Source organism: Bacillus sp. 123MFChir2 (assembly GCF_000383235.1).
Lineage (GTDB): Bacteria > Bacillota > Bacilli > Bacillales > Bacillaceae_G > Bacillus_A.
This window is the reverse complement of the sequence record NZ_KB910980.1, coordinates 1-25,134: the sequence shown is the minus strand read 5'-3', so window position 1 is coordinate 25,134 and position 25,134 is coordinate 1. Positions and strand designations below refer to the sequence as shown.

The 25,134-nt window shown below is 32.8% G+C and carries 19 protein-coding genes and 2 pseudogenes; all 21 read right to left on the bottom strand.

Features of this window, described 5'->3' with window-relative positions; genetic code table 11:
- A pseudogene (locus H280_RS0120405) lies at window positions 1-183 on the bottom strand (IS5/IS1182 family transposase); the annotation flags it as partial.
- A gap of 242 nt (window positions 184-425) precedes the next feature.
- Entirely contained in the window at window positions 426-1,577 is a 1,152-nt protein-coding gene (locus tag H280_RS0120400; RefSeq protein ID WP_020062973.1) for a DegT/DnrJ/EryC1/StrS family aminotransferase, read from the bottom strand.
- Window positions 1,578-1,608: 31 nt separating this feature from the next.
- Window positions 1,609-2,304, bottom strand: a complete 696-nt coding sequence (locus H280_RS0120395) for an HAD family hydrolase (protein WP_020062972.1) — start codon at window positions 2,302-2,304, stop codon at window positions 1,609-1,611.
- On the bottom strand, window positions 2,294-3,283 hold the full coding sequence (locus H280_RS0120390) for an ATP-grasp domain-containing protein (protein ID WP_020062971.1): 990 nt from the start codon (window positions 3,281-3,283) through the stop codon (window positions 2,294-2,296). Before H280_RS0120390 ends, H280_RS0120395 begins: the two co-directional genes overlap by 11 nt.
- Entirely contained in the window at window positions 3,270-3,875 is a 606-nt protein-coding gene (locus H280_RS0120385) for a sugar transferase (RefSeq protein WP_020062970.1), read from the bottom strand. Before H280_RS0120385 ends, H280_RS0120390 begins: the two co-directional genes overlap by 14 nt.
- Before the next feature lie 313 nt (window positions 3,876-4,188).
- Window positions 4,189-5,241 carry a UDP-glucose 4-epimerase GalE gene (gene galE / locus H280_RS0120380; RefSeq protein ID WP_020062969.1) on the bottom strand — a complete coding sequence of 351 codons (1,053 nt, stop codon included), beginning with the start codon at window positions 5,239-5,241 and terminating at the stop codon, window positions 4,189-4,191.
- Window positions 5,242-5,387: 146 nt separating this feature from the next.
- Window positions 5,388-6,464 (bottom strand): acyltransferase family protein, encoded by a 1,077-nt coding sequence (locus tag H280_RS0120375; protein ID WP_020062968.1) that lies wholly within the window; start codon window positions 6,462-6,464, stop codon window positions 5,388-5,390.
- Between the two features lie 418 nt (window positions 6,465-6,882).
- Entirely contained in the window at window positions 6,883-9,438 is a 2,556-nt protein-coding gene (locus H280_RS0120365; RefSeq protein ID WP_020062966.1) for a right-handed parallel beta-helix repeat-containing protein, read from the bottom strand.
- Between the two features lie 309 nt (window positions 9,439-9,747).
- Window positions 9,748-11,307: a lipopolysaccharide biosynthesis protein gene (locus H280_RS0120360; protein WP_020062965.1), complete on the bottom strand. Its 1,560-nt coding sequence runs from the start codon at window positions 11,305-11,307 to the stop codon at window positions 9,748-9,750.
- A gap of 17 nt (window positions 11,308-11,324) precedes the next feature.
- Entirely contained in the window at window positions 11,325-12,593 is a 1,269-nt protein-coding gene (locus H280_RS0120355; RefSeq protein ID WP_028411324.1) for a hypothetical protein, read from the bottom strand.
- Window positions 12,594-12,685: 92 nt separating this feature from the next.
- On the bottom strand, window positions 12,686-13,654 hold the full coding sequence (locus H280_RS0120350) for a polysaccharide pyruvyl transferase family protein (RefSeq protein ID WP_020062963.1): 969 nt from the start codon (window positions 13,652-13,654) through the stop codon (window positions 12,686-12,688).
- A 266-nt stretch (window positions 13,655-13,920) separates the two neighbouring features.
- Entirely contained in the window at window positions 13,921-15,120 is a 1,200-nt protein-coding gene (locus tag H280_RS0120340; RefSeq protein WP_020062961.1) for a glycosyltransferase, read from the bottom strand.
- 113 nt (window positions 15,121-15,233) lie between these two features.
- Window positions 15,234-16,391, bottom strand: coding sequence for a glycosyltransferase family 1 protein (locus H280_RS0120335; RefSeq protein ID WP_020062960.1), 1,158 nt, complete (start codon window positions 16,389-16,391; stop codon window positions 15,234-15,236).
- A gap of 47 nt (window positions 16,392-16,438) precedes the next feature.
- Window positions 16,439-17,503 carry an EpsG family protein gene (locus H280_RS0120330; RefSeq protein WP_020062959.1) on the bottom strand — a complete coding sequence of 355 codons (1,065 nt, stop codon included), beginning with the start codon at window positions 17,501-17,503 and terminating at the stop codon, window positions 16,439-16,441.
- A gap of 32 nt (window positions 17,504-17,535) precedes the next feature.
- Window positions 17,536-18,429, bottom strand: a complete 894-nt coding sequence (locus H280_RS0120325; protein ID WP_020062958.1) for a glycosyltransferase family 2 protein — start codon at window positions 18,427-18,429, stop codon at window positions 17,536-17,538.
- Between the two features lie 5 nt (window positions 18,430-18,434).
- The gene (locus H280_RS0120320; protein WP_020062957.1) at window positions 18,435-19,544 is read right to left on the bottom strand and encodes a glycosyltransferase family 1 protein; all 1,110 of its coding nucleotides are present in this window, start codon (window positions 19,542-19,544) and stop codon (window positions 18,435-18,437) included.
- Window positions 19,529-20,683: a glycosyltransferase family 4 protein gene (locus H280_RS0120315; protein WP_020062956.1), complete on the bottom strand. Its 1,155-nt coding sequence runs from the start codon at window positions 20,681-20,683 to the stop codon at window positions 19,529-19,531. Before H280_RS0120315 ends, H280_RS0120320 begins: the two co-directional genes overlap by 16 nt.
- Before the next feature lie 48 nt (window positions 20,684-20,731).
- Complete coding sequence (locus H280_RS0120310; protein ID WP_020062955.1) at window positions 20,732-22,558, bottom strand: polysaccharide biosynthesis protein; 1,827 nt, start codon at window positions 22,556-22,558, stop codon at window positions 20,732-20,734.
- Window positions 22,559-23,186: 628 nt separating this feature from the next.
- Window positions 23,187-23,849, bottom strand: coding sequence for a CpsD/CapB family tyrosine-protein kinase (locus H280_RS0120305; RefSeq protein WP_020062954.1), 663 nt, complete (start codon window positions 23,847-23,849; stop codon window positions 23,187-23,189).
- Window positions 23,798-24,541, bottom strand: a complete 744-nt coding sequence (locus H280_RS0120300; RefSeq protein ID WP_020062953.1) for a YveK family protein — start codon at window positions 24,539-24,541, stop codon at window positions 23,798-23,800. Before H280_RS0120300 ends, H280_RS0120305 begins: the two co-directional genes overlap by 52 nt.
- A 350-nt stretch (window positions 24,542-24,891) precedes the next feature.
- A pseudogene (locus H280_RS26635) lies at window positions 24,892-25,134 on the bottom strand (IS4 family transposase); the annotation flags it as partial.

Genomic DNA, 25,134 nt, shown 5'->3' with positions numbered 1-25,134 from the left:
CATACGAACGGGCGGCACTGCGTTGCGGCCATTATCGAGACAATATTTACTTTTCAGTTCCTCTAAAACAAAAGAAAAATCTACCATTTCATTAAATTGACGGAGCATATTATCTTTTGGTATGACGATATCGTAAATCGCCATGAATGGGCTAAGGTTAAGAGATTGTTGTTTTGAAATCATCCGAGACACCACCTAGAATTATTACAACTATTATACATGAAAAAAACGAAAGCTTCCTCGATTTCATCGAGGAAGCTTTCGTTTTTTCTATGAAGACTTTTTCAGTGGCCTCAGTAGCGACCATGTTTTGTTCTGCATAGCAGCGACTTAGATGTTACAAAGTCAACTTGTATTTATATATATCCAAATTAAAAAAACCACATAGAAGAAGCTCCTCCTGCTTCTACATAGGGAACTGTATTTTATAAGACGTTTTTTACACATTGAATGACCCGTCGTTGATCCTCATCTGCCATGTTCGAACTAGAAGGAAGACATATACCCCTTTTAAATAACTGCTCCGACACATGATTATTTATACTATGAGGATAATATTTCCTTCCTTCAAAAAGCGGCTGCAAATGAAGCGGCTTCCAAACCGGACGAGCTTCAATATTTTCTTTAGCTAAAGCCTCTAGCAATAATTCAATTGATACGCCTGCTATTTTTTCATCGATCGTTAACGTTGTAAGCCAGCGATTCGACGAAGTATTTTCTAACTCGGGCATAAAGTACAATCCAGGCAGGCTGGATAATTCTTCATAATAACGCTCGAATATAAATCTTCTAGCCCTTACTCTCTCATCTAATACCTCTAATTGAGCTCTTCCAACACCAGCCAATATATTGCTCATTCGATAATTGTAACCTATCTCACTATGCTGGTAATGGAGTGCTGTATCTCTTGCTTGGGTCGCTAAAAACCGAGCTTGATGTAATGCATCAATGTCATTAGAAACAAGCATCCCTCCACCAGAAGTGGTAATAATCTTATTACCATTAAATGAATATACGCCAAAATCCCCCAATGTACCACTTACTTTTCCTTTATATGTAGATCCAAGCGATTCTGCTGCATCTTCAATTACAGGAACATTATATTTTTTAGATAATGAAAGAATTTCATTCATCTTGGCACTCTGTCCATATAAATGAACAACGATAATAGCTTTTGGCAATGTCCCGTCTTCATCCGCATCACGTAACGCACGCTCCAATGCTTGAGGTGACATATTCCAAGTTTTTGGTTCTGAATCAATAAATATTGGTTCAGCCCCTAAATATACAATTGGATTGGCACTTGCTACAAAAGTAAGACTTGAACAAAATACCCTATCTCCTTTTTGGACATCCAATAACCGCAGAGCTAAATGAATAGCAGCAGTGCCCGAACTAACCGCGGCAGCACCCTTAACTCCAACAACTGATGCAAGTTCCCTTTCAAAAGCATCTACATTTGGACCAAGAGGAGCAATCCAATTTGTATCAAATGCATCTTGAATATATTTTTGCTCATTGCCACTCATGTGCGGAGAAGAGAGATAGATTCGTTTTTTATTTTTAACTATTTCCATATAAGCACAACCTTTTATACATAATTAGATTTTATGCACCTAAAAACATATGCTTTAATTCAGGTATACTTGACAATTTTCTTAAGTCATTAATTATGTAATGTGCTGTATATTCTTGTTCGACTTCAAGATTATAGTAGATACCATTCTTCCTATTAATATGAACTGTTGTCCACCCTAACTTTTTAGCCGTTATAAAATCTTTAGTTGAATTATCTCCTATATAAACACACTGATGATGAGGAATTTGAAGTTCCATACTCATTTGTTGGTAAGGAATTTGACTTGGCTTCCAATGCTCTTTACCAAATCTATCAGTAAGAACTATGGAATGAAACTTTTCTTTTAACTTTAATGCATTGACTTTTTTTTCTTGGGGAATTAAATAACCATCTGAAATAAGTCCAATTTTTATAGTATGAATTAAATTATGTAATACCCATTCAGCTTCTTCTAATAATTGAATATCCGGTTCGTGAGACCTAAACTGTTCTAACATATCACTAATCAGTTTTTCATCATAATTAATATTTAATTGCTGAAGTGCCTTATTAAAAATAAATTTTTTTTCCCCAGAATCAAATAATTGAATAGCAACATTATAAAACCCAGTTTTTTTATATCTGTTTTTCAACCAATGATCCACCGCTTTAAAACCGCTTATGATATAATCTTTTTCCCTATATAAAGTATCATCCATATCAAAAACAATTGCCTTAATTAACATGTTGTATATTCTCCATAAAGACTGCATCGTCATATCTAAGCATCGTAAAGTTTTCTTTCCAATTGAAATCTTTTTCTTTAAAAACTTCCCCTTGACACATTTTAATTGTCCAGAGAGGAAAATTTGCTCCTGCTTCTATTGATAATGGGATTCCTCCACCAAAGCGAGGATTTATTTCAATAAATGTAATTTCTCCATTTTCCTTTTTAAAACATTGCAAAGTAATACAACCAATGGGATTAGGCAAAAATCCAACAACCTTCTCTGCTGCTTTTATGATTTCCATATCTTTCTTAGTAACCCCTTTACTTACCTCCCCTGCTCGCGTTTCTATGCGTAATCTAGGAACGATAGTTTTTATATTGCTATCGAAATCTACCATTACATCTATTGTATATTCTTCTCCCGAAACATACTCTTGGACCATCGCATTAGGTATGTAATCCTTAAAAAAATTCAACTCCTGCTCATTTCTAATTTTTGTAACACCTTTACTAGAACTGCCGTTACGCGGCTTAATCAATAATGGAAATTGATACTTTTTTTCATTAATTTCTTCATCACTATATACTTTAGGAGTAAGTATATTATGAAAAGCAAAAAAATTATAAGTGTTTATTTTATTATTAGATATCTCATTTAATTCTTTACTAGAAACTAATACTTTCACACCAATTTCTTCAAAAAGCTGATTATTTTTAGCTAAAAGAAGCAATTCTGTATCAATTAAAGGAATGATTAAACAAATCTTTTCTTTTTGACATATTGTTAAAAGCTCCTCTATATATCTTTCTTCAGTTACTCTTGGAACAATATAATGGTTGTCACTAAAATAAACAGTCGGAGCAGTCATTTTTAAGTCAGCAGTAATAATATTTCCAGAAATTTGTTCTTGTATCAATGACTCTTTAAACTTTTTTATTAAAGCTACTCTCCTACCAGAACTAGTAAACAAGATATTCATATTATCTTTCACCATGTTTTATACTCCCCTTAAAAATTGGCATAGTTACGTGATTATCATTTTGTATACCTTCTGTTTTTAAAACTTTAATAACGGTTAAATATAAAATTTTTAAATCTAATAGAAAGTTTTGATGTTCAACATACCATATGTCTAATTTAAATTTTTCATCCCATGATATACTATTTCTCCCATTTACTTGAGCCCAACCAGTAATTCCAGGTCTTACATGATGTCGTTTAGCTTGTTCGTTAGAATATAAAGGTAAGTATTCCATTAATAAGGGGCGCGGTCCTACTAAACTTAGATCTCCCTTCACAACATTTAAAAGTTGCGGTAACTCATCTATACTACATTTTCTGAGAAATTTTCCAAACGAGGTCAATCTAACTTCATCAGGTAAGAACTCACCATTACTATCTTTTGCATTAGTCATTGTACGAAATTTGTAAAGATAAAAAGGTTTACCATGTAATCCCGGACGCTGTTGTTTAAACAGTATAGGAGATCCTAATTTCAATTTAACTAGAATGGCGACCACAAGAATAACTGAAGAAAAACAGAATAATAACGGCAAAGATATGACCAAATCAAAGAGTCTCTTCATTAGTAATCATGCTCCTTACCAAGATTTTTTGTGAATACATTCTTATATATAAATACAAATTGAAAAAATGACATAAAAACCGCTTTTTTTAAGGGAGGAGACCAGAGCAACTGGCCATGCATAGAGGCGGTCAGTTCCTTTTCCTGCCACTTGCAAAGTTTAAAACAAAGGTAAAAAGCAAGTAGCAGCCATGTTTTGTTCTACATAGCAGCGACTTATATGTTAAAAAATCAACTTGTATTTATCTAAATAAATCGTATGAAAATATTTCATTTTATATTTCACAACAAATTGAAAAAAACTTTTCCTAACTTCAACTTCCCTCTCTCCCACCACTCATATTTAGTGCATCAACTTTCCCATAACCGTTTGGATTACTTGACTGCCACCTCCATGAATCTTCACACATCTCTTCAATACCTCTTTTGGCAACCCATCCTAACTCTAGGTTGGCCTTTGTTACATCTGCATAAGAAACAGCCACATCACCAGGACGGCGATCTACAATTCTATAGGGAATTCTCTTACCTAAGATTTTTTCAAAAGCAGTAATTATTTCTAATACGCTATACCCACGACCAGTCCCCAAATTATATATTTCTACCCCATTAAATCCCAATATTTTTTCAAGAGCTCTCAAATGTCCAATTGCAAGATCTACAACATGTATATAATCTCTTACACCTGTTCCATCTTGTGTTGGATAGTCATTACCAAAAACCTTTAATTCTTTTAACTTTCCTACAGCCACTTGTGTAATATATGGGATAAGATTGTTTGGAATGCCACTTGGATCTTCTCCAATTTCTCCACTTTTATGCGCTCCAATAGGGTTAAAATAGCGTAAAAGAGCAACGCTCCAATCATGGTCAGATACATACAGATCACGTAATATTTCTTCTATCATCTGTTTTGTACGTCCATAAGGGTTCGTTGCTCCAAGTAAACAAGCTTCAGATATCGGTACATATTCCGGCATTCCATATACTGTAGCTGAAGAACTAAAGACTAGCTTTTTTACACCATATTTTTTCATCACTTCACACAACCTAAGGGTTCCTGTCACATTATTTTCGTAATACCAAAGCGGTAAAGAAACTGACTCACCAACTGACTTCAATCCCGCAAAATGAATAACAGCATCAATCAAATTTTCTGAAAAAATCTGATCTAATTCATCCTTATCTTGTAAACCTACCTGATAAAATCTAAAATCTTTTCCTGTGATTTTACGAACGCGATTTAAAGCTTCTGGTTTACTGTTTGAAAAATTGTCTACCACAATGATTTCATAACCAGCATTTAGTAGTTCTACACATGTGTGAGTGCCGATATAACCCGCTCCGCCTGTGATTAGAATTTTCATATATTCTTCCCTCCCAAAGCGATTATCATTTTTTGAATTTTCTCTGTTCTATAGGTTTACATGTAATACTAAAAACAGCTCAATTCGTTTGTTGAGCTTCACAACCCTCTAAAAATTTTGTAATGGACTAGTTTAAGTTAACCCTTCTAACCAATCGCTTTTTGATTCTCACGTATAATAATGCTTCTTTTTTCAATATTTCGTATTATATGCTGATATATGAAATTTATTACATATGATGACGCAAGGCACATTACTATCAACCAACCCAATATTATAATTGGATATCGAGGTGCAAATGTAAGCTTTGGAAAAATTGACATATAAAAAAACATATGAGTTAACCATATGTTTGTTGAGTGGTTACCAAAAAAGGTAAATATCCGTTGTATGAAATTGCTTTTATCCATAAGATTAAAAAAACATATAAACGCAATAGCTGTAAAAGGTGCTATAATCATAGATTCGTATAAAGAATGGATAACCACCAACATAACTATACCAATAAAACATAACGTATTCTTATAAGATAAGTTATGACACAAACTATATAGTTTCAAATACATCTTTTCTTTTGCAAAAATAGAACCCACAATGAATGGCAGTAAAGAGGTACCAAGCAATACCATAGCATTTACAAACGAATTTAGGACTATATAATCCCCAAAATCGAAGACATGTTTAATACGCTGAATATAACTCGTTAAATATAGCGCCAAAAAAATGATTAGCAAACTCAATGAATTATAATTTCTAACTAACTTTGTAAGAAAAGGTGCCAAAAAGACAAGAATAATATATGTTTGCAAGAACCACCATGCACCATTATATGAGGATGATAGTACAAAGAAATTGAGAAAAAACGTAACTAGATTACCTGGGATGAACTCGCCCTTACCTGCAAGAAATCCAACAACAATAAATATTACGAGTACTATCCAATAGTTAATTAGCAATTTTAAGATACGTATAAAGTTCTGCATTACATTTAATTTCTGTTCTTTATCAAAAGTTACAAATAAACCATAGCCACTTACAAAACAATATATAGATACGCACGCATCAGCAAATAATGCTAAATAATAAACAAAGGGAATTCCGTTGATTGTTAGAAAGACCTCATACAATCCATTAATCTCTTTCCTGCCAAATAGATGAAGTAACAACATCATTAAAATAGCTACTCCTTTTAGCATTTTCGTCTCACTTTTTGAAATTCCCATGAATTCGTATGTCTCCTTTCACCTCTTGGCCTCTCTTACTATATAAATACAAGTTGACTTTTTAACATCTAAGTCTCCGCTATGCAGAACAAAACATGGCAGAGACTTGCTGTCTATCTTTGTTTTAAACTTTGCAAGTGGCAGGAAAAGGAGCTGACCGCCACTATGCATGGCCAGTTGCTCTCGTCTCCTCCTCTAAAAAATTGGTTTTATGTCATTTTTTCAATTTGTATTTATATATGTATTCCGTACCATTAGCTTGACGTAATCAGATGTAATTCTTTTTATTATTACTATCCAATAATTGCTCCTAGAATTTTAAGAATCTACATGTAAATAAAAAAACTACTATATTTATTAAAAGAACATAGTAGTTTTTCTCTATTGCTATATTAATATCAAACAGGAAATAAACATATTATGTGTTTATAGATCCGAATGTTTTGAATACTGCTAATACCCCAATTTCCTTCCATATAATATTATTATCAGTAACCGTACTACCGGAAACCAGCGAAAAGGTAGGCATGGTTGTGTATGATGTACCTGTATTTAATGCTTCATAAACATGATTACCAAAATTAATCCTACTACCTTTCGTATAATTTTTAGATGCCATCCACGATTGGTTATTTGCATATCCTGCTATTATACAAACCCATCCAATGTATCCTCCTGCAGTCGGATTTGAATTTTTCACTTCTTGTCCTAATCTAAAATAACCTACTGTTGGAATGTTTGTCATACTGTAGTACGGGTCTGTTACACCGTTAACAATATTTTCTTGCAAAAATTCCTTCCCTGTAATTATCATTGTTGCATTATTTAACACGTTATTTTGAATTACAAGTTGAAGAATACTACTTATTGTTCTATTATCAATTCCAACTTGTGTTAAATTCGAAGCAGTTACATTGTTATTTTGAATTACTGCTTGTTTACCTGCAAATGCTGCATCTAAAATAATAATGGCCCTTTGAAGGGTATCATTTGTAATTTTTATAACATTTCCACTTAACAATATATCATCAGATACGCTTTGAATATTTAAGACTGTTCCATTTTGTTTTTCAATATAGCAATTTATCATCTTGAATGCTTTGAAATTGTTTACTGTAAGTAACGTATTATTTATATCCGTGCTAATGATCTTACAACCTCTTAATTCCAATGAATTTGTTGTACTTGATTGTACACCTAAAAGCAGAATATCTTTAAAGAAACAATTTGTATATGTTCCTGCAAATAAAGTTGGATTTTTTACATTTTTAAATATTGTATTTTCAAAAATCCAACCTGGTTTAAATGTTCCTGCTGTTGAATAATTGAAATATAACACATCTTGTCCTTCAAACATGCAGTTCGATATCGTTTGCGGCTCATTTTTTACCTCTAGAGTCCACTGATACAATGATGACAAGGAGTTTAGTTTATCTGCATCATTTAAAAAACGACAAGAATCAACTTTAACTACATAAGCAAAAGACGTATCAATAATCATTTTACTATTACAAAAAACATTATCAAATATATTAATAGACTTGTTTGCATATGCACCTTGAGCATTTATTTGTGCGCCATACACATAATTGTTAGAGAAAATAACATCTCCTGATAAAGAGACCTTTGTTAGTCGGATATTATTCCCTATTACAATTACTCTATCTGCGCCACCATTAATAGTTATCCCAACATAAGCATTTGAAATAGTATTCATAATAGAATTGTTTACTATATAAATAAATTTCCCATTTACAACGATAATGTTATATTTTTGATTGTCATGAAAATTGTTTCTTTCGATATGGATATATTGGTTCAAATCATATCCATCTTCAACATCAATTCCACTTTGTGGATCAGTGCCTGCAATGTGATGAATGTCATTATCCCGTATATACACATTCTTTGCACCACTTATACTAATCCCTTGTCTACGACAATTGTGTAAATTACATTTCTCAATATACGTATATTGAGAAAAAGAAGGGACCCGAACATTTATTAAACAATTTGCAGGAACAGGAACAGTACTTTGATGAAGAACGACTTTAGCATAGCTTGCTCCATTAGGAACTTCGACTTCATCAAAAAATTGCACATTAGTTTTAGCAGATATAAATTCGTTACTTGAATTATAAAAAATAACATCATAATAATCACATGTTATATCGGGACCTAAACCGCCAAATCCATTTCCATAAAGACCGAAGTAACCATACTTTACAATAGCAGCTTGTTTCATATCAATTTGTAATGTGGATCGTATCTTTGTCGTACTACTTACTAACGAACCGTCTGTTGTACTAATTGAACCTTGTTCAAACGAACTAGCTAATGATGTTGGAAAAGGTGCAATCTGACCAAAAGTACTATTAAGTGTAATGGCGTCTCCTGTACAATCCAAGATATTTAGATTATCTAACAATACAAATCTTGTATTATTCCCTCCATCTGCACTCGGAGTAAAACTCCCCAATTCAATGCCATATCCTCCCTCATGTGTTCCTCCACTAGAGTAATCATGTGTATCTTTATCTCCCTGGATAACGCCATTTGTAACCCTAGAATACACTTGATTGTTACGGAAACTCACAATCGCATATCCCGTCAAGTTGTTTGTTTCCATCTTTAAAGTTGCACCATTCAAATTGATCGTTAGGTAGCTTGGTGGTTCAATCGGGGTATTTTTCTCAATCAAGTACGTTCCTTTTGGTAATACAACTTCTGTATATCCTTGTTGAGACGCCCAAACGAAAGCATTATTAATACCTTGAGAAGTGTTTACAGCATCAGTTCCGTCATTTTTAACATTCCATCTATTTAATTCAAGTACATACGTGCTTGAATTAGTTGTATCTTTTGGATATTTTGGAACCCATTTTGATTTAGTACTATCATAAGTCAAAACATCATTATTAGAAGGCAACTTTGTTGTTAAATCTAAGTCACTAAGATTCCCAAGATTAACCACATCAATTTACACCTCTTTCTTAGTTTTCTATATATTATGTTTAATGAGGTGAATTGATTGGATATCAATATAGTTAAAACTACCTTTTTGTAAGAAAACAACACTACACAATTTACCATTTAGAAAATAGCTTAAAGGCCCCTATACAAACAAAATATAGCTCTTTTTTCTTTACTAAAGGGGCATTCCCTCTTTTCCTACTATCCGTTTTTTGTGCACACAGGTAGTAAATGACACAGCCATGTTAATGGCCTCATCGAGATAAACTCCACCTATCGACATTATATCTGTGACTATTAAAAGATTTTTTCACAAATAATTGTTATTAGAAGCTTTGTGAACTGATAACTTAGATGTCATTTTTTTTATCAATAATTTTACCGTATTTTGTAAATATTTAAATTCCTCAGATTTTCTAAATAGCATAAAAAAAATAATATTTGGAATTACAAGACACAAAATTCCGCGTATTACCATGTTTATGAGTATATGAGTATTGAAGATACCACCAAGAATATCCGTTATTAATATAGAAGCAAAAACTAGTAATACAAACAAACTATATCTAACAAAATATAGTTTTACCGACTTTTTGAAAACAAATTTATATACCACATAAGGATCGTACCAGAAATAAGTGCACAGCCTGCTAATGACGGTGCCAAAAAATACACCTGCAATTCCTATTTGTTTTGCAAGAATTATTGAAGCTACAATATTTATAACTGCCGCTATAATAGGTCTATATTTTCCTTTTTTAAATAAACCAGTTGTTTCTCTAAAAGTTGTAGAAGTATTTTGCATTCCAGCAGTAAAAAAATTTAGTATTATTGAAAATATTATCCACTTATTAAACACATAATGCTCACCTAACCATAAAGTTATAAATGGATTTATTAAATTCCAAAGACAAACAGTACAGAATCCATATATCCAAAAATTCAAAAAATTCAACGTGCGGAAGATAAAATATTTTTTTTCTTCATTTTCTTTTACATTTAAATTTCCAACACTGGCAGTAATCGAATAAAATAAATATCCCAACAAAGTATTTAATGTGTTTAGAATCAATAAATAATTAGAGAATATTCCGACCCAAGTAATCCCAATAAATTTAGAGATAACAATATTGTCAGTCCCATTAATTACCACACCACTAATTTTGTATAAAAATAAAGCATACAAGTTTTCAAAGAAAAGCTTTCTGTCCTCTTTCGATAATTTTGCATTATTTTTCCCTTGTAGATACGGATATAATTTATTTGCTTTATTTGCAATATATATATTTTCAATTACGCTTAATGCCAATTGAATTATTAATAATACAATGTAATTTCCTATAATTATTAATAAAATAATTTGTAAAGAGTGGGATATAATTATGAATACACTGTGTATTTTAGAAATAATATAATTACGCTGATCAGCGATAAGAATCGATCGTTTATACACAAAATAGTATGATGAAACTGAACTTAATAAAAACAGCACATAAATTATGTTAATATTATTTATCTTAGTCTCGCCATTCATTAAATGAGGAAGGAATGGTAATAACGATAATCCGATCAATAAAACGATTAATCCTATTAATCTATATGCATTTTGATACAGATTCATTAATGCTTGTATTTTATAACTATCATTCTCAGCTAAAGGTCTATACAAACTATAAATTATAGCAGTATCAAAACCTAAGTTAGCTAGTGACAACATCATTAATATACTTGTAAATAGTCCATCTACGCCGAGATAACCTATACCTAGTGTATAAATAAAAACGGTTCTAACAATGAATCCCATACCAATACTAATGATTTGCCCTGACAAACCGAATAACATATTCTTTAAAGAATTTTGTATTCTCATAATAATACCTTCTAATTCTAATTGTTTTGTGCAAGTATTCTACTTAATTTAGTACTAATCTTTCGTTTCAAAATAGGAAAGAACTTTGTTACTCTATATTTTAGTAATGCTTTTCTTCGCTGTGTTTTGAAATCATAATCTAAAAACCAATCTAGCAAATCCTTATATAATACGTTACTGTAATTTTCCTTCATCCGAATTTGAATTATATTCCAATAAATAATAATGAATGTATTGGTAAAAAACTTCACCTCATTATTCAAAGCAGTTTTAACGTACTTAGAAAGATCATTCGGAATATTAAAGCCATAGTCCCGAGGATCTTGTCCTTCAGCAATAATTCCCATAATAGTTCTTAAACATTTTTCGCATTTACAGCAATTTTCTTCATTTTTAAAACATACTCTGATATTAATCGATTTCTTAATAGCTGAATAATGATCAACAACCACCTTAACCTTATCTTGCCTTGTGAGTTCGTATCCATCATGAAAAACCTTACCTGATGCATACTTTATTTCATTGTCCACCGTTGGATCAGACGCACAAGTAACTTGATATAGAGGTGAATTAGAGCTTGCAATGTATATGCATTTTATCTTAAGCTTGAAAGCTATAGGAATTGCTGCAGATATTATCGCTAAGCCATGGTGTAATCCATGCCACCACGTATCTTCCAACTTCTCTCTGAAATCACGATCAATATTCCCTGCAATTATAAACGTACCAAAATTAGATTGTATTAGGATATTTTCTAATCCTTGACCTTTTGCGAAATTTATAGCATTTTCTTTATCAGCTTTCCATACATCACTGTTCTCTATATCGTCTTCATGCCATCCATATTCAGTAATTAATAACGGTTTTTTATCCTTTATTCTTATAAAGGTAGTAAGTGCATCAAGACCTCCACTAAACAGGGATGCTGCTTCAAGTTCAGGAGTATAAGTATTTTCAACAACTTTATCTACAACAATAGAACCTTTAAATTCGACATTAGGGAACATATTTTGATATGCATTCTTTATATTGTTTAGACATACATAAAAAGTTTTATCTAATTCGTTTATCAATATTGTTGAATCAGTAATCCACATGAGAGGAATTACATTTGAAACAAACGGGATAGCTAAAATGCTATTTGGAATATCAGATAAATCATAGTTGTATTCAAGAAACATATGATTAGTTGCCTTAAAATATTTTTGTAAGTCCCCCTTAATACTAAAAAAGTAGTCAACCCTGTTATTTTTTGCAACAATTTTATCAAGAGTTATACTATTCATTTTAGCCACCTATTACATCTCCTCTTTTATCCCGCATTAACGTGCAGTAATACCCCCATTGATTAAAGTTTCACTTTATTACAAAAGATTTGTTAATGAGCAAATTGGTTTAACCATTGATCCACCACATCAAAATCCACCTTAACATCTGTTATAATTTCTGAGTTAATCATTTTTTCAAGATTATCAAAATCGGCCCTATCGATTAAATTAAGGTTGTATGTCTCGCCCATGCCCTTGGCTCTTTCATCTATGGAAATAATTATTGCACGTTTTTTGTGTCTCATTGCAAATATCCCACCGTGTAATCTTGTTCCAATATAATCAACATCTGTATTAAGTATACTTTCATATTCTTCTATAGTAGGGGGAACAACTTTTATTCTTTGTATATCACTCAATTGTTTCAAGTATTCTAAATCTTTCACGTCTTGTATCCAAAAATAAATATTATTATAATTTTTATTCAGTGTATCTATCAACAATTGATCTTTTTCAAGATCTTTTGAATGATGAGTAAGTGTAAAAATAACTGAATCTGATTTTTCAGCTGGAATCTCTTTACAAAATTCAGGTGTAAGTGACCATAATGTTGCACAGCCTGTATTTAAAACCTTAAATCCCATTTCTTCTAAAAATTTTTTTGTTCTTTCGTCTCTAACACTATGTATATATTCATGTGACAGTACTTTTTTATATAACATTTTTGTATATGCGTTTATCTTATTACCTTTTCCCGCACCAACACCAACTAGAATACTACCTTTCAAAGGACCACAATTAAACATATTAATATTCCATTGTGGAAAATGAGTGAGCATGTCCATTGTTAGTAAATTTGAACCACCTACAAATTTATATTTAGCATCACTATAAATCTTTACTCTATGTGATCCTCTTGCGACTTGATACCAATGAAACGGTGAAACGTGAGTCGGTAATGTTAAAACATATGTGTTTTTAGTTATATCATTCAGCTCATATTTTATACACTTCATTATTATGTCATCTCCCTTGTTAAGGGAACCTACCGACGTATCTAACACTAAAACATTATCCATAAAAATAATACCTCCAAGTATATTTTATGAAACAATAAGGATTTATTAGTTTTATGGATTAACTTATATAAATCCAAATTTTAAAACTGACATAACCCCCTTTTCTTTTAGGTGGGCGAGGACGTCTGGCCATGCGTAGAAACGGTCAGGGCCTTTTTCTTCCACATGCGATGTTCAAACAAAGAGAGGAAGAAAGTAGCATGTCACTTTTTGCTTGGCATGGCGGCGACTTGTGTGTTAATTAGTCAAATTGTATTTATATATTATCACTCAATTAACCTATATATCTTTTCCACTTCTACTTCATTACCATAATTCCGTTGACTAACATTGTTGACAATTTTATTTCGAAATTCGGCATCATCAACTAATTTTTTTATACCTTCGATAATTCCATCAACACCCATTGGACAAATACATCCATCTACTCCATCCTCTAGCTGGCTTTTTGCAGTTGGAAAATTAGTTATAAGCACAGGCTTTCCAAGAATTTGTGCTTCACGGACTGTCACAGCCTTTCCTTCATATCTAGATGGTTGTACATATATATCACACGCTTTTAGGTACGGATAAGGATTAGTCTTCTTCCCCAGTAGAAAAAATCTATCTTGAAGTTCTAATTTATCTATCAATATTTTAAGTTCAGCCTCTAAAGGACCATACCCAACAATGTACCATTTCATATCGTATCCCTGATTCAATAGTTTTCGAAATGCATATATAGCATCATCAATCCCTTTAGCATGCGAAAGTCTACCTACAGTTACCAGCTTTATCTGATTAGAAGTTACTGGCATTTCATGTGTAACATCTTGATTCGATTGTTCACGTACAAACTCAGGAGATATTATATTTTCGATAACCTCTACTCTTTTATTAACGTATGGAAAAATATTAAGAAATGACTCCCTACAACTTTCAGAAACCGCCACAATACTATCCATTCCCTTCCACATTTGATCCTCCATACGTTTATTAAGCGGTATGTTTGAGTAGTCTGTATGAATCCAGCCAATCTTTCTTTTTGCACGGACCTTATCACCTACGAAATAATGCGGCCATAAAAAGCTAATTGCAACGTCATATTCTTCCTCCAATTTTGGAAGATATGACAGGGACATTTTCCATCCGTATTGAATAATCAAGTATCCAGGTTCTTCACTCTTTATATACTTACCATGTAAAATACCCATCACTCTCGCTATCAATCTTGTTATACCAATAGATGTATTACCCTCTTGCAGTATTTGTTTAATTGATTTTCTAAAGGTAGTGTATTGAGGTATTTCTGGTAATAAATTTGGTTCTTTTGGTAATAAAGAGAAAAATTCTCCCTCGTGTTTAAATAACATCAAATCTACGTCATATCTACTGTAATCAATCTTATTTAGTAATCCAATCAGACTTCGTTCTACGCCACCGATTGCCATATCAAAAGAAGTGATTAATATTTTTTTCTTTTTCATTATCAAATACCTCACAAAATCAATTGTCAACTTCTATTATCCCTTACGATAGCTCCTTACTTTCCCTGACAACTATAATCGATTGCGTTACGCAAAGTGGTGATGAAACAAAATTATCCTCTATATTCTTTACACTCTATTCCATATAACGATAACCAATCGGGAATGTTACTATTAATATCAAAACCTAATTTTGATATATTATTAATTATCTTTCGTCTTTCAGGTTTTTCTTTTGATAAAGCTTTATAAATTTCTTCAAACCATATCTCAAGCTTTTCGTTTAAACTAATAAATGAGATTATCCCTAAATCCATATCAGTATTTCTAGGTATCGTATCTGCAACAACACAAGGTGTACCTGAGCATTGCGCTTCTAACGTTACAATACCGAAACCCTCGAATAAAGAAGGAAATAAGAAAACATCGAATGCTTTCAACAATCTTGGTATATCTGTCCTCACTCCTAAAAATCTTATATTGTTATAAATACCTAGTTCTTTTGCTTTTAATTCAATAGAGCTTTTTAACGGACCATCCCCCACTAAAACAGCGATAAAATTTGTATCTCCCTTTAAAATTTCTTTTAGAACTTGTAGGATAAAAATATGATTCTTTGATTCTGAAAAACGGCCAATATGACCTATTATTTTCGCCTCATCTGGTATATTAAGCTCTTTTCTCGTACTGGCAACATCTCTTATGTCCACATCAGTAAATTGGCTAATTTCTATTCCATTTTTGATCAACTCTACCCTATTATCGTTAATTATTCCGTCACCAAATAAAAAACGTGCAGCTTCAATACTGCACGCACAATAATCTGTTCCAGCATATTTAATAATAGATTGCAAAACCTTTAGGGTAATTTTCGCTTTAATCCCAGATCCTTGAGGCCAATTATTACTATGAGAATGACAAACCCTTTTCTTTATACCTACCATTTTCGCAGCCACCGCAGCAAAGCCACCTTGATAATCGGTATGTGCATGTACAGCTACATATTGATTATCAGACATTATCTTTGTAAGTTCTTTAATATACGCAAAAGGCCCTACTTGCCCTAAGCTTGGAATTCTATAGACTTTACCGCCTAATACTGCTATTTCTTCATCATAGTCACACTTCTCAGTTCTGTGAGACACAAAATCAAATTGAATTTGCGATTTGTCTATATTTCTATATATATTCATCAACAGCGTTTCAGCACCACCTCGATTCATGGCACTGACAATGTGCAAAACTCTTGTGGTCTTTTTAGCCTTAACCATTGAAACCTACCCCAATCTTATAATCGATTCCATATATTGAACCTTTATTATCCCAAAAAATTACTCTTATAAATAATTCTCAAAGTAATTACATGCTCATAAACAAAATAAACAAAATAACACACTACAATCGCATAATAGATAAACTTCTGATCCTTTTTAGTAAATAGCTTTACAACCCAAGAAATTAATATTAATTGGTACAATCCAAAATAAATGGCAAACCTTGCAAAAATCCAATTTTGGGTAGAAATAAGCATAAAAACCGTACCTAATAAAGATAAATTCACAATATAATCACTCTTCGGAAAGAGCTCTCTAAGTCTTTTTCTGCCAAGATAAGCAAGAATGAGCGGTGCAGCATCAACAGCAACCCTAAGTATATTGGCACCACCTTCATGAAAATCCTTATAGTGACCATACTGAGTATCCCCGATCGCAGCAAAGAAAACTTCAGAAAATTGATTAAATCCTATTACGATCAGTACCGCTAAAAAAAGAAGGATAAACGTTGTTGATGACCAAGCCTTTCTTCGAATTAAAAAATATATTGGTATCAGAACAAGTGCACTCTGATGAAATGTTGATGCAAGCAGAACAATGAGTATGTATTTTTTCCAGTTACCATCAAGGATATATTTGGTGGCAGCAAAAATTATAGCTGCAGCTAAATATTGTCTAATTCCATTCATTGATGTTAAGTACATCCCAGATGTGATATAGACATATAAGCTTAAATCGATTAACCTTGAATACTTATATAAAATGAATACGATTAGTACATTTGTTATTAATGCAGTACTAAAAACCATGACCTGAGGATCATCTGTATACCTTTGTAAAACCATTTGAAAAATATTGAATCCCATGTCCTTGTTCTTTTGAATATACTCCCAATTGAAATCAGTAACAGTGTACGCATGCATATAAAAGTATGTATCCCCGATATTACTTCGAAGCCCTGCTACCAACACAAGCGATAGAGAGGTCATTAAAACCAGTAATTGATTCGGCTTTATTAATGCATGCCCCGTGGTTACAGGCACAGCAAAATATCTAGCAAAAAAAGATAATATAAACACTATAGCGAGGTTCATCCAAAGTATGGTCATTTGTTATTTCCTTTCAACATGGTACTAAATCCCTATGTTACTTCTAACATTCTTGTTTTTGCTGTGATGTAACAATAAAGTATAATCCCAAATGGAATGGCTAAAAATGTAAGGATTTTACATGGTGTCTCATTAATAAACCTTCTATTTTTAGATATAAGACTACTAGATATATAGTGAATAGCTTGTCTGTATTTAAATGATCGGCTTACAAACGGCAACTTCATAAGCTCCTTACGATAAAAAGCAAAACCTTTTGGATTTCTCCGGTACTGTTTTAGCATGTTCATAGATGAACCATCAGGCAAATATTCAACACAACAAAGGACTTCATTCATCAGTAACATTTCGTATTGTCTATCAAGCATATAGTACTTATACGCTAATCCTACATATTTTTCATTCTTAAAAATTGGGTATGGATACTGCTTCGTCAGTTCCGTGCGATATACAAGCTTTTTATCACCCGTTATATCATGCTTGTTATAGAGATTAAAAAGTGTGGTGCGTTTAAGATTTCCAGGTAACTTCGAACCAATGATTCGTCCATCTGTGTATGAATCCAATCCAATTATGCCGCTGATTTCATCACTTCCATATTTCATCCAAAAAGAAAGAATTTTTTCCACAGCATCATCCGGCATGTAGTCATCAGAATCAATACATACATTTAATTCCGTATCAATCAATTCATAAGCTGTATTGTGAGCACCGTGCATACCTTGATTTTGCTGCCAATAATAGTTTATTTCTATACAATTTTCAGCTCTCCAGCTGCTTACCAATTCTTTTGTATGATCACTGGAACCATCGTCTATAATTAACCATATAAAATCCTTGTTTGTTTGACGCTTTAAACTTTCATAACATTTATGAAGACAATATGCCCTGTTATAAGTAGGCGTAAAAATAGTTAACTTCTTCAACTGATTCACCTCGACACTGCTAAATAAAAATCTTGCGTTAATTCCGCAGTTTTTTTTATATCATACCCTTTGTTAGATAACGCTTGATCTGGCATATTTCTCGATAAGTCCCTAGATGCTACGCTTTTTATTTTTTCTATACATATTCTCTTATCAGTCAGAGGGAAATACTCAACTAAATTCATACCCAAATCAACTTCCTTTGTAACAGCATCAGATATAATACAAGGTAAACCTGCTCCTTGTGCCTCTATAAGAGTAACCGGCAGACCTTCATAAATAGATGGAAATACAAACACATCAAATGCTTGAAGCAACTGATTAATATCATTTCGTATCCCAAGAAACTTTACACTATCTCTTAAATCTAGCTCCTCTACTTTTTTTTCCATCTGTAAGCGAAGTGGACCATCTCCTGCTAATAAAAGAATGCAATTGGGTTCTAGTAAAAGTAATTGAGCAAACATATCTACAAGAAAAGAATGATTTTTGGGATAAGCAAATCTCCCAACGTGTCCAATTACGAGAGTATCTTGATGAAGTTGCAGTTCCTCTCTTACCTGTTTTCTAATTTTGGGAGAAAACGAAAATTCCTCACATTCTATTCCATTCTTTAAAATTTTAGCTATATTTGCTCGATCCGCAAACAACCACTGAGCCGCTGTATTCGAACATGCTAACAAATGTGTTGCACATGGCAAAATAAAATTCCCTGCATACCATTTATACATTTTTGCCGCAATGCCGCCCTCACTGCTCGTACTATGACTATGAGCAATTCGAATTGGTATACCCGCTTTTTGAGCCGATCGCAGGACAAATCCGCTCATTTTATCCATGTGGGAGTGCACAACTTTATATTCTTGATGAGACGAAAAAAAAGTATCTAGACCTTTGATGTATTCTGTATGTCCAACATCGGTAACATATGGAACCCTATGAACTTTTCCACCTAACGCTGCTATTTCCTCATCGAATACACCTTCTTTACAAGTTAAAAAATCAAATTGGACTTTAGAGCGATCTAAATTTCGGTATAAATTCATAATTAAAGTTTCCGCTCCACCTCGATTCATATTTACAACTACGTGCAATATCCTTAATGGAAAGCCCACTTTAATTCCTCCGTTTCCCCCATGAACATAGCATAAATATCTTCTTTCTCTTCTAACACTTCATGAATAGCGTATTTATTTTCAACTATCTTACGCCCAGTACTCCCAAATTGAAGCCCCAGTTCAGGCTTTTGCGTAAAAAGTTTTACTTTATTAGACATCTCTTCTATATTGTCATGGCTTACGAGCCAACCATTTTCATCATTAAGAACAAGCTCCCTGTGCCCTCTATTATCAGTAGCTACAACTGGAAGAGCGCAAGCCATCGCCTCCATAATATTCACTGGTAAACCTTCGCGAAGACTAGATGCAACAGCAAGATCACACATTGGTAATAACGAAGCAATATCATTTCGATAACCAAGAAAATGAACCATCTCAGTAACTCCTAAACGAGAAGCTAATTTTTTACACTCCTCCATTAATGGACCGTTTCCTGCAAGTAAAAGCTTTGCATGCGGAACTTCATTTTTTAATATAGATAATGACTGAATCAGGAATTGCTGATTTTTATTTTTGTTAAATTCTGCAGCATAAAACATTAAAAAATTGTCTGGCTTAAAACCAAATTGCACCTTTAAATTTCGTTTACGAGCCTCGGTTATCGGTCTAAATTGTTCCGTATCCACACCTATTCCATGAACATGTTCAATACTCCCTGCTTTAAATCGATGTTTCACGGCAAGATTATAATCTTCCTTATTGATCGTTATGAGACAATCCGTATAATGAGCTAAGCTTTTTTCAATTGGATAATATGTAAACCAATTTATAAGCGGACCATCTTTACAAAAATGAAATCCATGAGCTGTATACATTACCTTTGTTCCTTCTCTTCTTGCTGTTCTTGCTGCTAGGCGAGCAAGTACTCCGCCCATTGGAGTATGACAATGAATAATACTGTACTTATTTGTATTTATGATTGCTGTAAGCTCTTTGTATGCATGAAAGTTTTGTAGTTTTAAAGGAGATCTTTTGATAGGAATGTCGTACTTTTTATCTACATATGGAAGCTGTATATTGCCACTTGCAGCAACATGTACCTCCCAGCCTTGCTCTGTGAACCATTTCATATAAGGTAAATGAAATGCTTTGAAATGATAGTCTACTGTTGCACAAAACAAAACTCTCTTAGACACTTAGACCACACCCATTCAACTATATTTTCAATGAAAATACTGCTTTTCTTAACTAGATATCGGAATTAAAGCTTTTGAAACATTACGTTTATTAGCCAAATGTAATAGTTTATTTCGCAACTCTTCTTTATTTAAATCTGAGTATGTAGAAATAATTTTTTCAATTTCTTCTATATAAATATTCGTTTCTTTCCCTATATAAATTCTCGGATAAATTTGTTTTTCATTCATTTCGTCATTTTTTAGCAACTCTTCAAAAAGCTTCTCCCCTGGTCTCATTCCAGTGAATTCTATTCCTATTTCTTCAATAGAGTTTCCAGATAGTTTAATTAAATTTTTTGCAAGATCAACAATTTTTACTGGCTCTCCCATATCTAACACAAAAATTTCTCCCCCCTTAGCAACAGCTCCAGCTTGTATAACAAGCCTTGATGCTTCCGGAATGGTCATAAAATAACGAACCATATCGGGATGAGTAACTGTAACCGGTCCACCTTTTTGAATTTGCTTCTTAAATAGCGGAATTACACTACCTCGACTTCCTAATACATTACCAAAACGAACTGCAACGAACTTTGTATGACTCATTTTATCTTTATGCTGAATAATCATTTCAGACAACCTTTTCGTTGCTCCCATAACACTTGTTGGGTTCACTGCTTTATCCGAAGAAATCATGACAAACGTTTCTACATCGTGCCAGCTTGCAGCTTCTGCAACATTCATCGTCCCAATCAAATTGTTTTTTACAGCTTCTTCTGGATTATATTCCATTAACGGTACATGTTTATGTGCAGCAGCATGATAGACAACATGAGGACGATATTGATTCATTACCGATATCATCTTCTTATAGTCTTGTATATCTGCAATTTCTGAAATAAACGTAATCTTCGTATCACCATATAACTCTTTCAATTCCATTTCAATTGAGTAAACACTATTTTCACCATGACCTAATAAGATCAATTGCTTCGGATTAAATTTTGAAATTTGTCTACAAACCTCTGAACCAATTGAACCACCCGCACCAGTTACTAGAATGACTTTATCGGTTACACATCCTGAAATGCTATTTATATCCAATTCAACAGGATCTCGACCTAACAAATCTTCTACTTGCACATCACGGAACTCATTAACTGAGACTTTTCCTGTCACTAAATCTTCTAACATAGGAAGAATTTGCGTTTTCGCTTTTGTTTTTGAACATTCTTTAAAAATAGCATTCAAACCTTTTTTACTTAGAGAAGGGATTGCTATTATAATGCTTTCAATATTCAAATCGTGAACAGCACGCTCAATTTGATTCACACCACCAATTACTGGAATACCTAAAATATCAAGATTATGCTTTTTCTTATTATCATCAATAAACGCAACAGGTAATAATTCTGTATCATTATTCTTTAGCAATTGTCTCGTTATCATTGTTCCAGCAGAGCCCGCACCAATTATTAAAGTTCTCTTTTTGGTATCACCTTTTTTAAAATATACATCCCGTAACATCCGCCAACCAAAACGAGATCCTCCGATTAATAAAATGTGAATCATCCAAGTGACAACAAGCAAACGAAAATAAATACCTTTCAAAAATATTTCTTGTACTATAGCCGTAATAACAACAGAAAATGTGATTGCTTTAAAAATAATTAATAATTCTCCTATACTTGCATATTCCCATGCCTTTTTGTACAACTTGTAAATAAAAGCAAATAAATGATGGCTGAGTAGTAAAGTTATGGAGCTAATTACTGATGAGAACGTAATAACATGGAAACTAGCATTCACTAAAAAATAACTAAAGAAAATTGTACTTAATACTATGAGTGAATCTACTAAAAGTAATAGCGATAATCTTTGACGATATGTCATAAACTCCCCCCTTTTAGTTGTTAATTTTTTAAAAATTAAAATTTTTAACTATAAGGTTTTTTCAAAAAACTCATAGTTAAAAACTTTAATAAAAATTGGGCATCTAACCCGCCCTCACATCACACTCTTGATGACTAGCATCTAAGGTTTATCGCAACCCACAGCATGACCGAGTTCCTCCATTGATACCGGTAAGGAGACATCACCACATTATATATATCCAAATTAAAAAACCAACATAAAAACTTCTTTCTTTTTAGGGGAGGACGAAAGCATCTGGCCATGCATAGAAGCGGTCAGTTCCTTTTCCTGCCACGTGCAAAGTTTAAAACAAAGGTAGAAAGCAAGTAGCGGCTATGTTTTGTTCTGCATAGCAGAGACTTATATGTTAAAAAATCAACTTGTATTTATATATAATGAATAATTGGCTATAGTTTAGAATACGAAGTCTGCGTCTAAAAGTGGAAGGATGTTCTTAATAATCTTTCATAGAAGAAACAAAAAATGATTTCAATATATGCTTGTAATGTATGGAGAAATTCTTGTTAAAGTGGCTGTAACGATTGATTCGTACATAAGGTATGTGTACACTTAGCAAATATAGGAGTTTATTGTATTGCGAAAATTTTTACACTTTATTATTTAATATAGCACCTACTAACCGTCCTCTTGTAAAACTTAAGATTCGTTTTGCTTCCACTGCATCTTCATTTACAGTATGATTACAGCTTATTACTAATACTACTCCATCACACTGATCAGCTAAAATACTCGTATCAGTTACATCTAAAACCGACGGAGAGTCAAATAATATAAAATCATATTGTTCCATTGCTTTTTGAATTAGATTCTCCATCGGTACTGAGCTAAGTAATTCTGCAGGGTTAAAAGGGGCTGGACCACTTGTTAATACAGAGAGATTCCCAACCTCCGTTTGCATGACAGCCCCCTCCAATGTTGCTTTTCCGATTAAAATATCCGTCATTCCAATCATATTTTCTAAGTTGAAGATTTTATGAATGGCTGGGCTTCGTAAATTTGCGTCAACGACTAATACCTTTTCCCCTTGCTGAGCTATTGAGACAGCTAAATTAACTACAGTAGTTGACTTCCCCTCTCTAGAACCTGGAGAGGTAATAACAATCGTCTGCGTTTTACGATTCACGGATGCAAATTGAATATTTGTACGAATTGCACGATATTGTTCAGAAATCTTGGAGTTTGGAGCCAAATAAGTAACTAGGCCTTCTTTCTTAATTTTGTCTGTTTTTCTTCTATTTGTGTAATCCAATTGCCGTTCCCCCTTAATGCCACTGATCTGCCTTTGCTATATTTGTCTACTATATTTCGTTTATTCATTTTAGAAATGCCCCCTAACGTTGGAATTCCTAATAATTCCTCCATAGATCGCTCCGATTTAATAGTATCATCCAAAGAATCTAGTAAAAACACAAAGCCAATGCTTAATATGATGCCAATAAAAAAGAAAAGCCTTATTGTATTTGAATGATTTATGTTTATAGGTACAGGATACTTCGAAGCTTTCGCTTCTGATAAAACGCTAACATTATTAAAATTTAACAAAGTGGAGACTTCTTGCTTATAAACTGTCGCTGTAGTATTCGCAATTTTAGCTGCAAATTCGGGGTCAGCATCCACTACATTAATTTTCACTACTTGAGAACCTTGTACACTTTCCGTACTGATTTGTCCGCTTAATGCACTTGCTGATCTGTCAGTATGCAATTCTGCAGCTACTTTTTCTAACACAGCTGGCTCATTAATCATTACTTTAAGTGTGTTCATCATTTCAGCATTATTAGCTTGAATAATGATTCTTGCAGAATATGCGTATAATGGAGTTTTTAAAAGAATACTATAGACCGCACCAGCCACTGTAGTAATTATTGTGAGTACGATAATGATCCATAGTCTTCTTTTTATAACACTAAATAACTTTTTTAGATTAATTTCTTTTTCCATTTGGTTCCCTCCGCACTTTATATATTCAGAGATTTTTTAAAATTTATCTATGTACATCTTTTCGTGCAAAAGCATACCGTTATGAAAAAAATACAATTTATTATATTTAAGGTAAATTTTAGTTCCTTATATAGAACAAGTCAATATAAATAATTCGGCAATTCTTTATTTTTCCCCTTTCAATTTTGCTACTTTGAAATCGACAAACTTCGCTTTTTAATAAATCAAATTTCCTCTTAAAACTTCTAATTACCCTTTATATTGACCTTCTAAAAATATATGTTTCGCACAACCATTTATTATTCATTGCATATAAATGTTATTTTTACACACGTGTTGATTAACCAAAATTATACAGTATCCATTTGACTTATTTGCCGATGGAATGCCAGTATTTCTTTCAAACAAATTCTCCACTCAAACGGCAGAGTATCACAAAGAAACAGGCGTGTGAAACCTGCGAATGACAACGGTTTGATATGTTTTTTCTTACTACCTTTTACGTGAAGAAATTTTAGTAAAACGTAGGCAATCATAGCTGTGAACAACTGATTGAACACCGCATTTGATGTTGTGCCAAATAGCACGGGAAC

Excerpts from the sequence above, each read along its gene's own strand:
- H280_RS0120390 (WP_020062971.1), bottom strand. The coding sequence starts at position 3,283 with ATGGTGAAAGATAATATGAATATCTTGTTTACTAGTTCTGGTAGGAGA.
- H280_RS0120400 (WP_020062973.1), bottom strand. The coding sequence starts at position 1,577 with ATGGAAATAGTTAAAAATAAAAAACGAATCTATCTCTCTTCTCCGCAC.
- H280_RS0120360 (WP_020062965.1), bottom strand. The coding sequence starts at position 11,307 with ATGAGAATACAAAATTCTTTAAAGAATATGTTATTCGGTTTGTCAGGG.
- H280_RS0120310 (WP_020062955.1), bottom strand. The coding sequence starts at position 22,558 with ATGACATATCGTCAAAGATTATCGCTATTACTTTTAGTAGATTCACTC.
- H280_RS0120355 (WP_028411324.1), bottom strand. The coding sequence starts at position 12,593 with ATGAATAGTATAACTCTTGATAAAATTGTTGCAAAAAATAACAGGGTT.
- H280_RS0120340 (WP_020062961.1), bottom strand. The coding sequence starts at position 15,120 with ATGAAAAAGAAAAAAATATTAATCACTTCTTTTGATATGGCAATCGGT.
- galE (WP_020062969.1), bottom strand. The coding sequence starts at position 5,241 with ATGAAAATTCTAATCACAGGCGGAGCGGGTTATATCGGCACTCACACA.
- H280_RS0120335 (WP_020062960.1), bottom strand. The coding sequence starts at position 16,391 with ATGGTTAAGGCTAAAAAGACCACAAGAGTTTTGCACATTGTCAGTGCC.
- H280_RS0120300 (WP_020062953.1), bottom strand. The coding sequence starts at position 24,541 with ATGGAAAAAGAAATTAATCTAAAAAAGTTATTTAGTGTTATAAAAAGA.
- H280_RS0120375 (WP_020062968.1), bottom strand. The coding sequence starts at position 6,464 with ATGGGAATTTCAAAAAGTGAGACGAAAATGCTAAAAGGAGTAGCTATT.
- H280_RS0120330 (WP_020062959.1), bottom strand. The coding sequence starts at position 17,503 with ATGACCATACTTTGGATGAACCTCGCTATAGTGTTTATATTATCTTTT.
- H280_RS0120395 (WP_020062972.1), bottom strand. The coding sequence starts at position 2,304 with ATGTTAATTAAGGCAATTGTTTTTGATATGGATGATACTTTATATAGG.
- H280_RS0120350 (WP_020062963.1), bottom strand. The coding sequence starts at position 13,654 with ATGGATAATGTTTTAGTGTTAGATACGTCGGTAGGTTCCCTTAACAAG.
- H280_RS0120385 (WP_020062970.1), bottom strand. The coding sequence starts at position 3,875 with ATGAAGAGACTCTTTGATTTGGTCATATCTTTGCCGTTATTATTCTGT.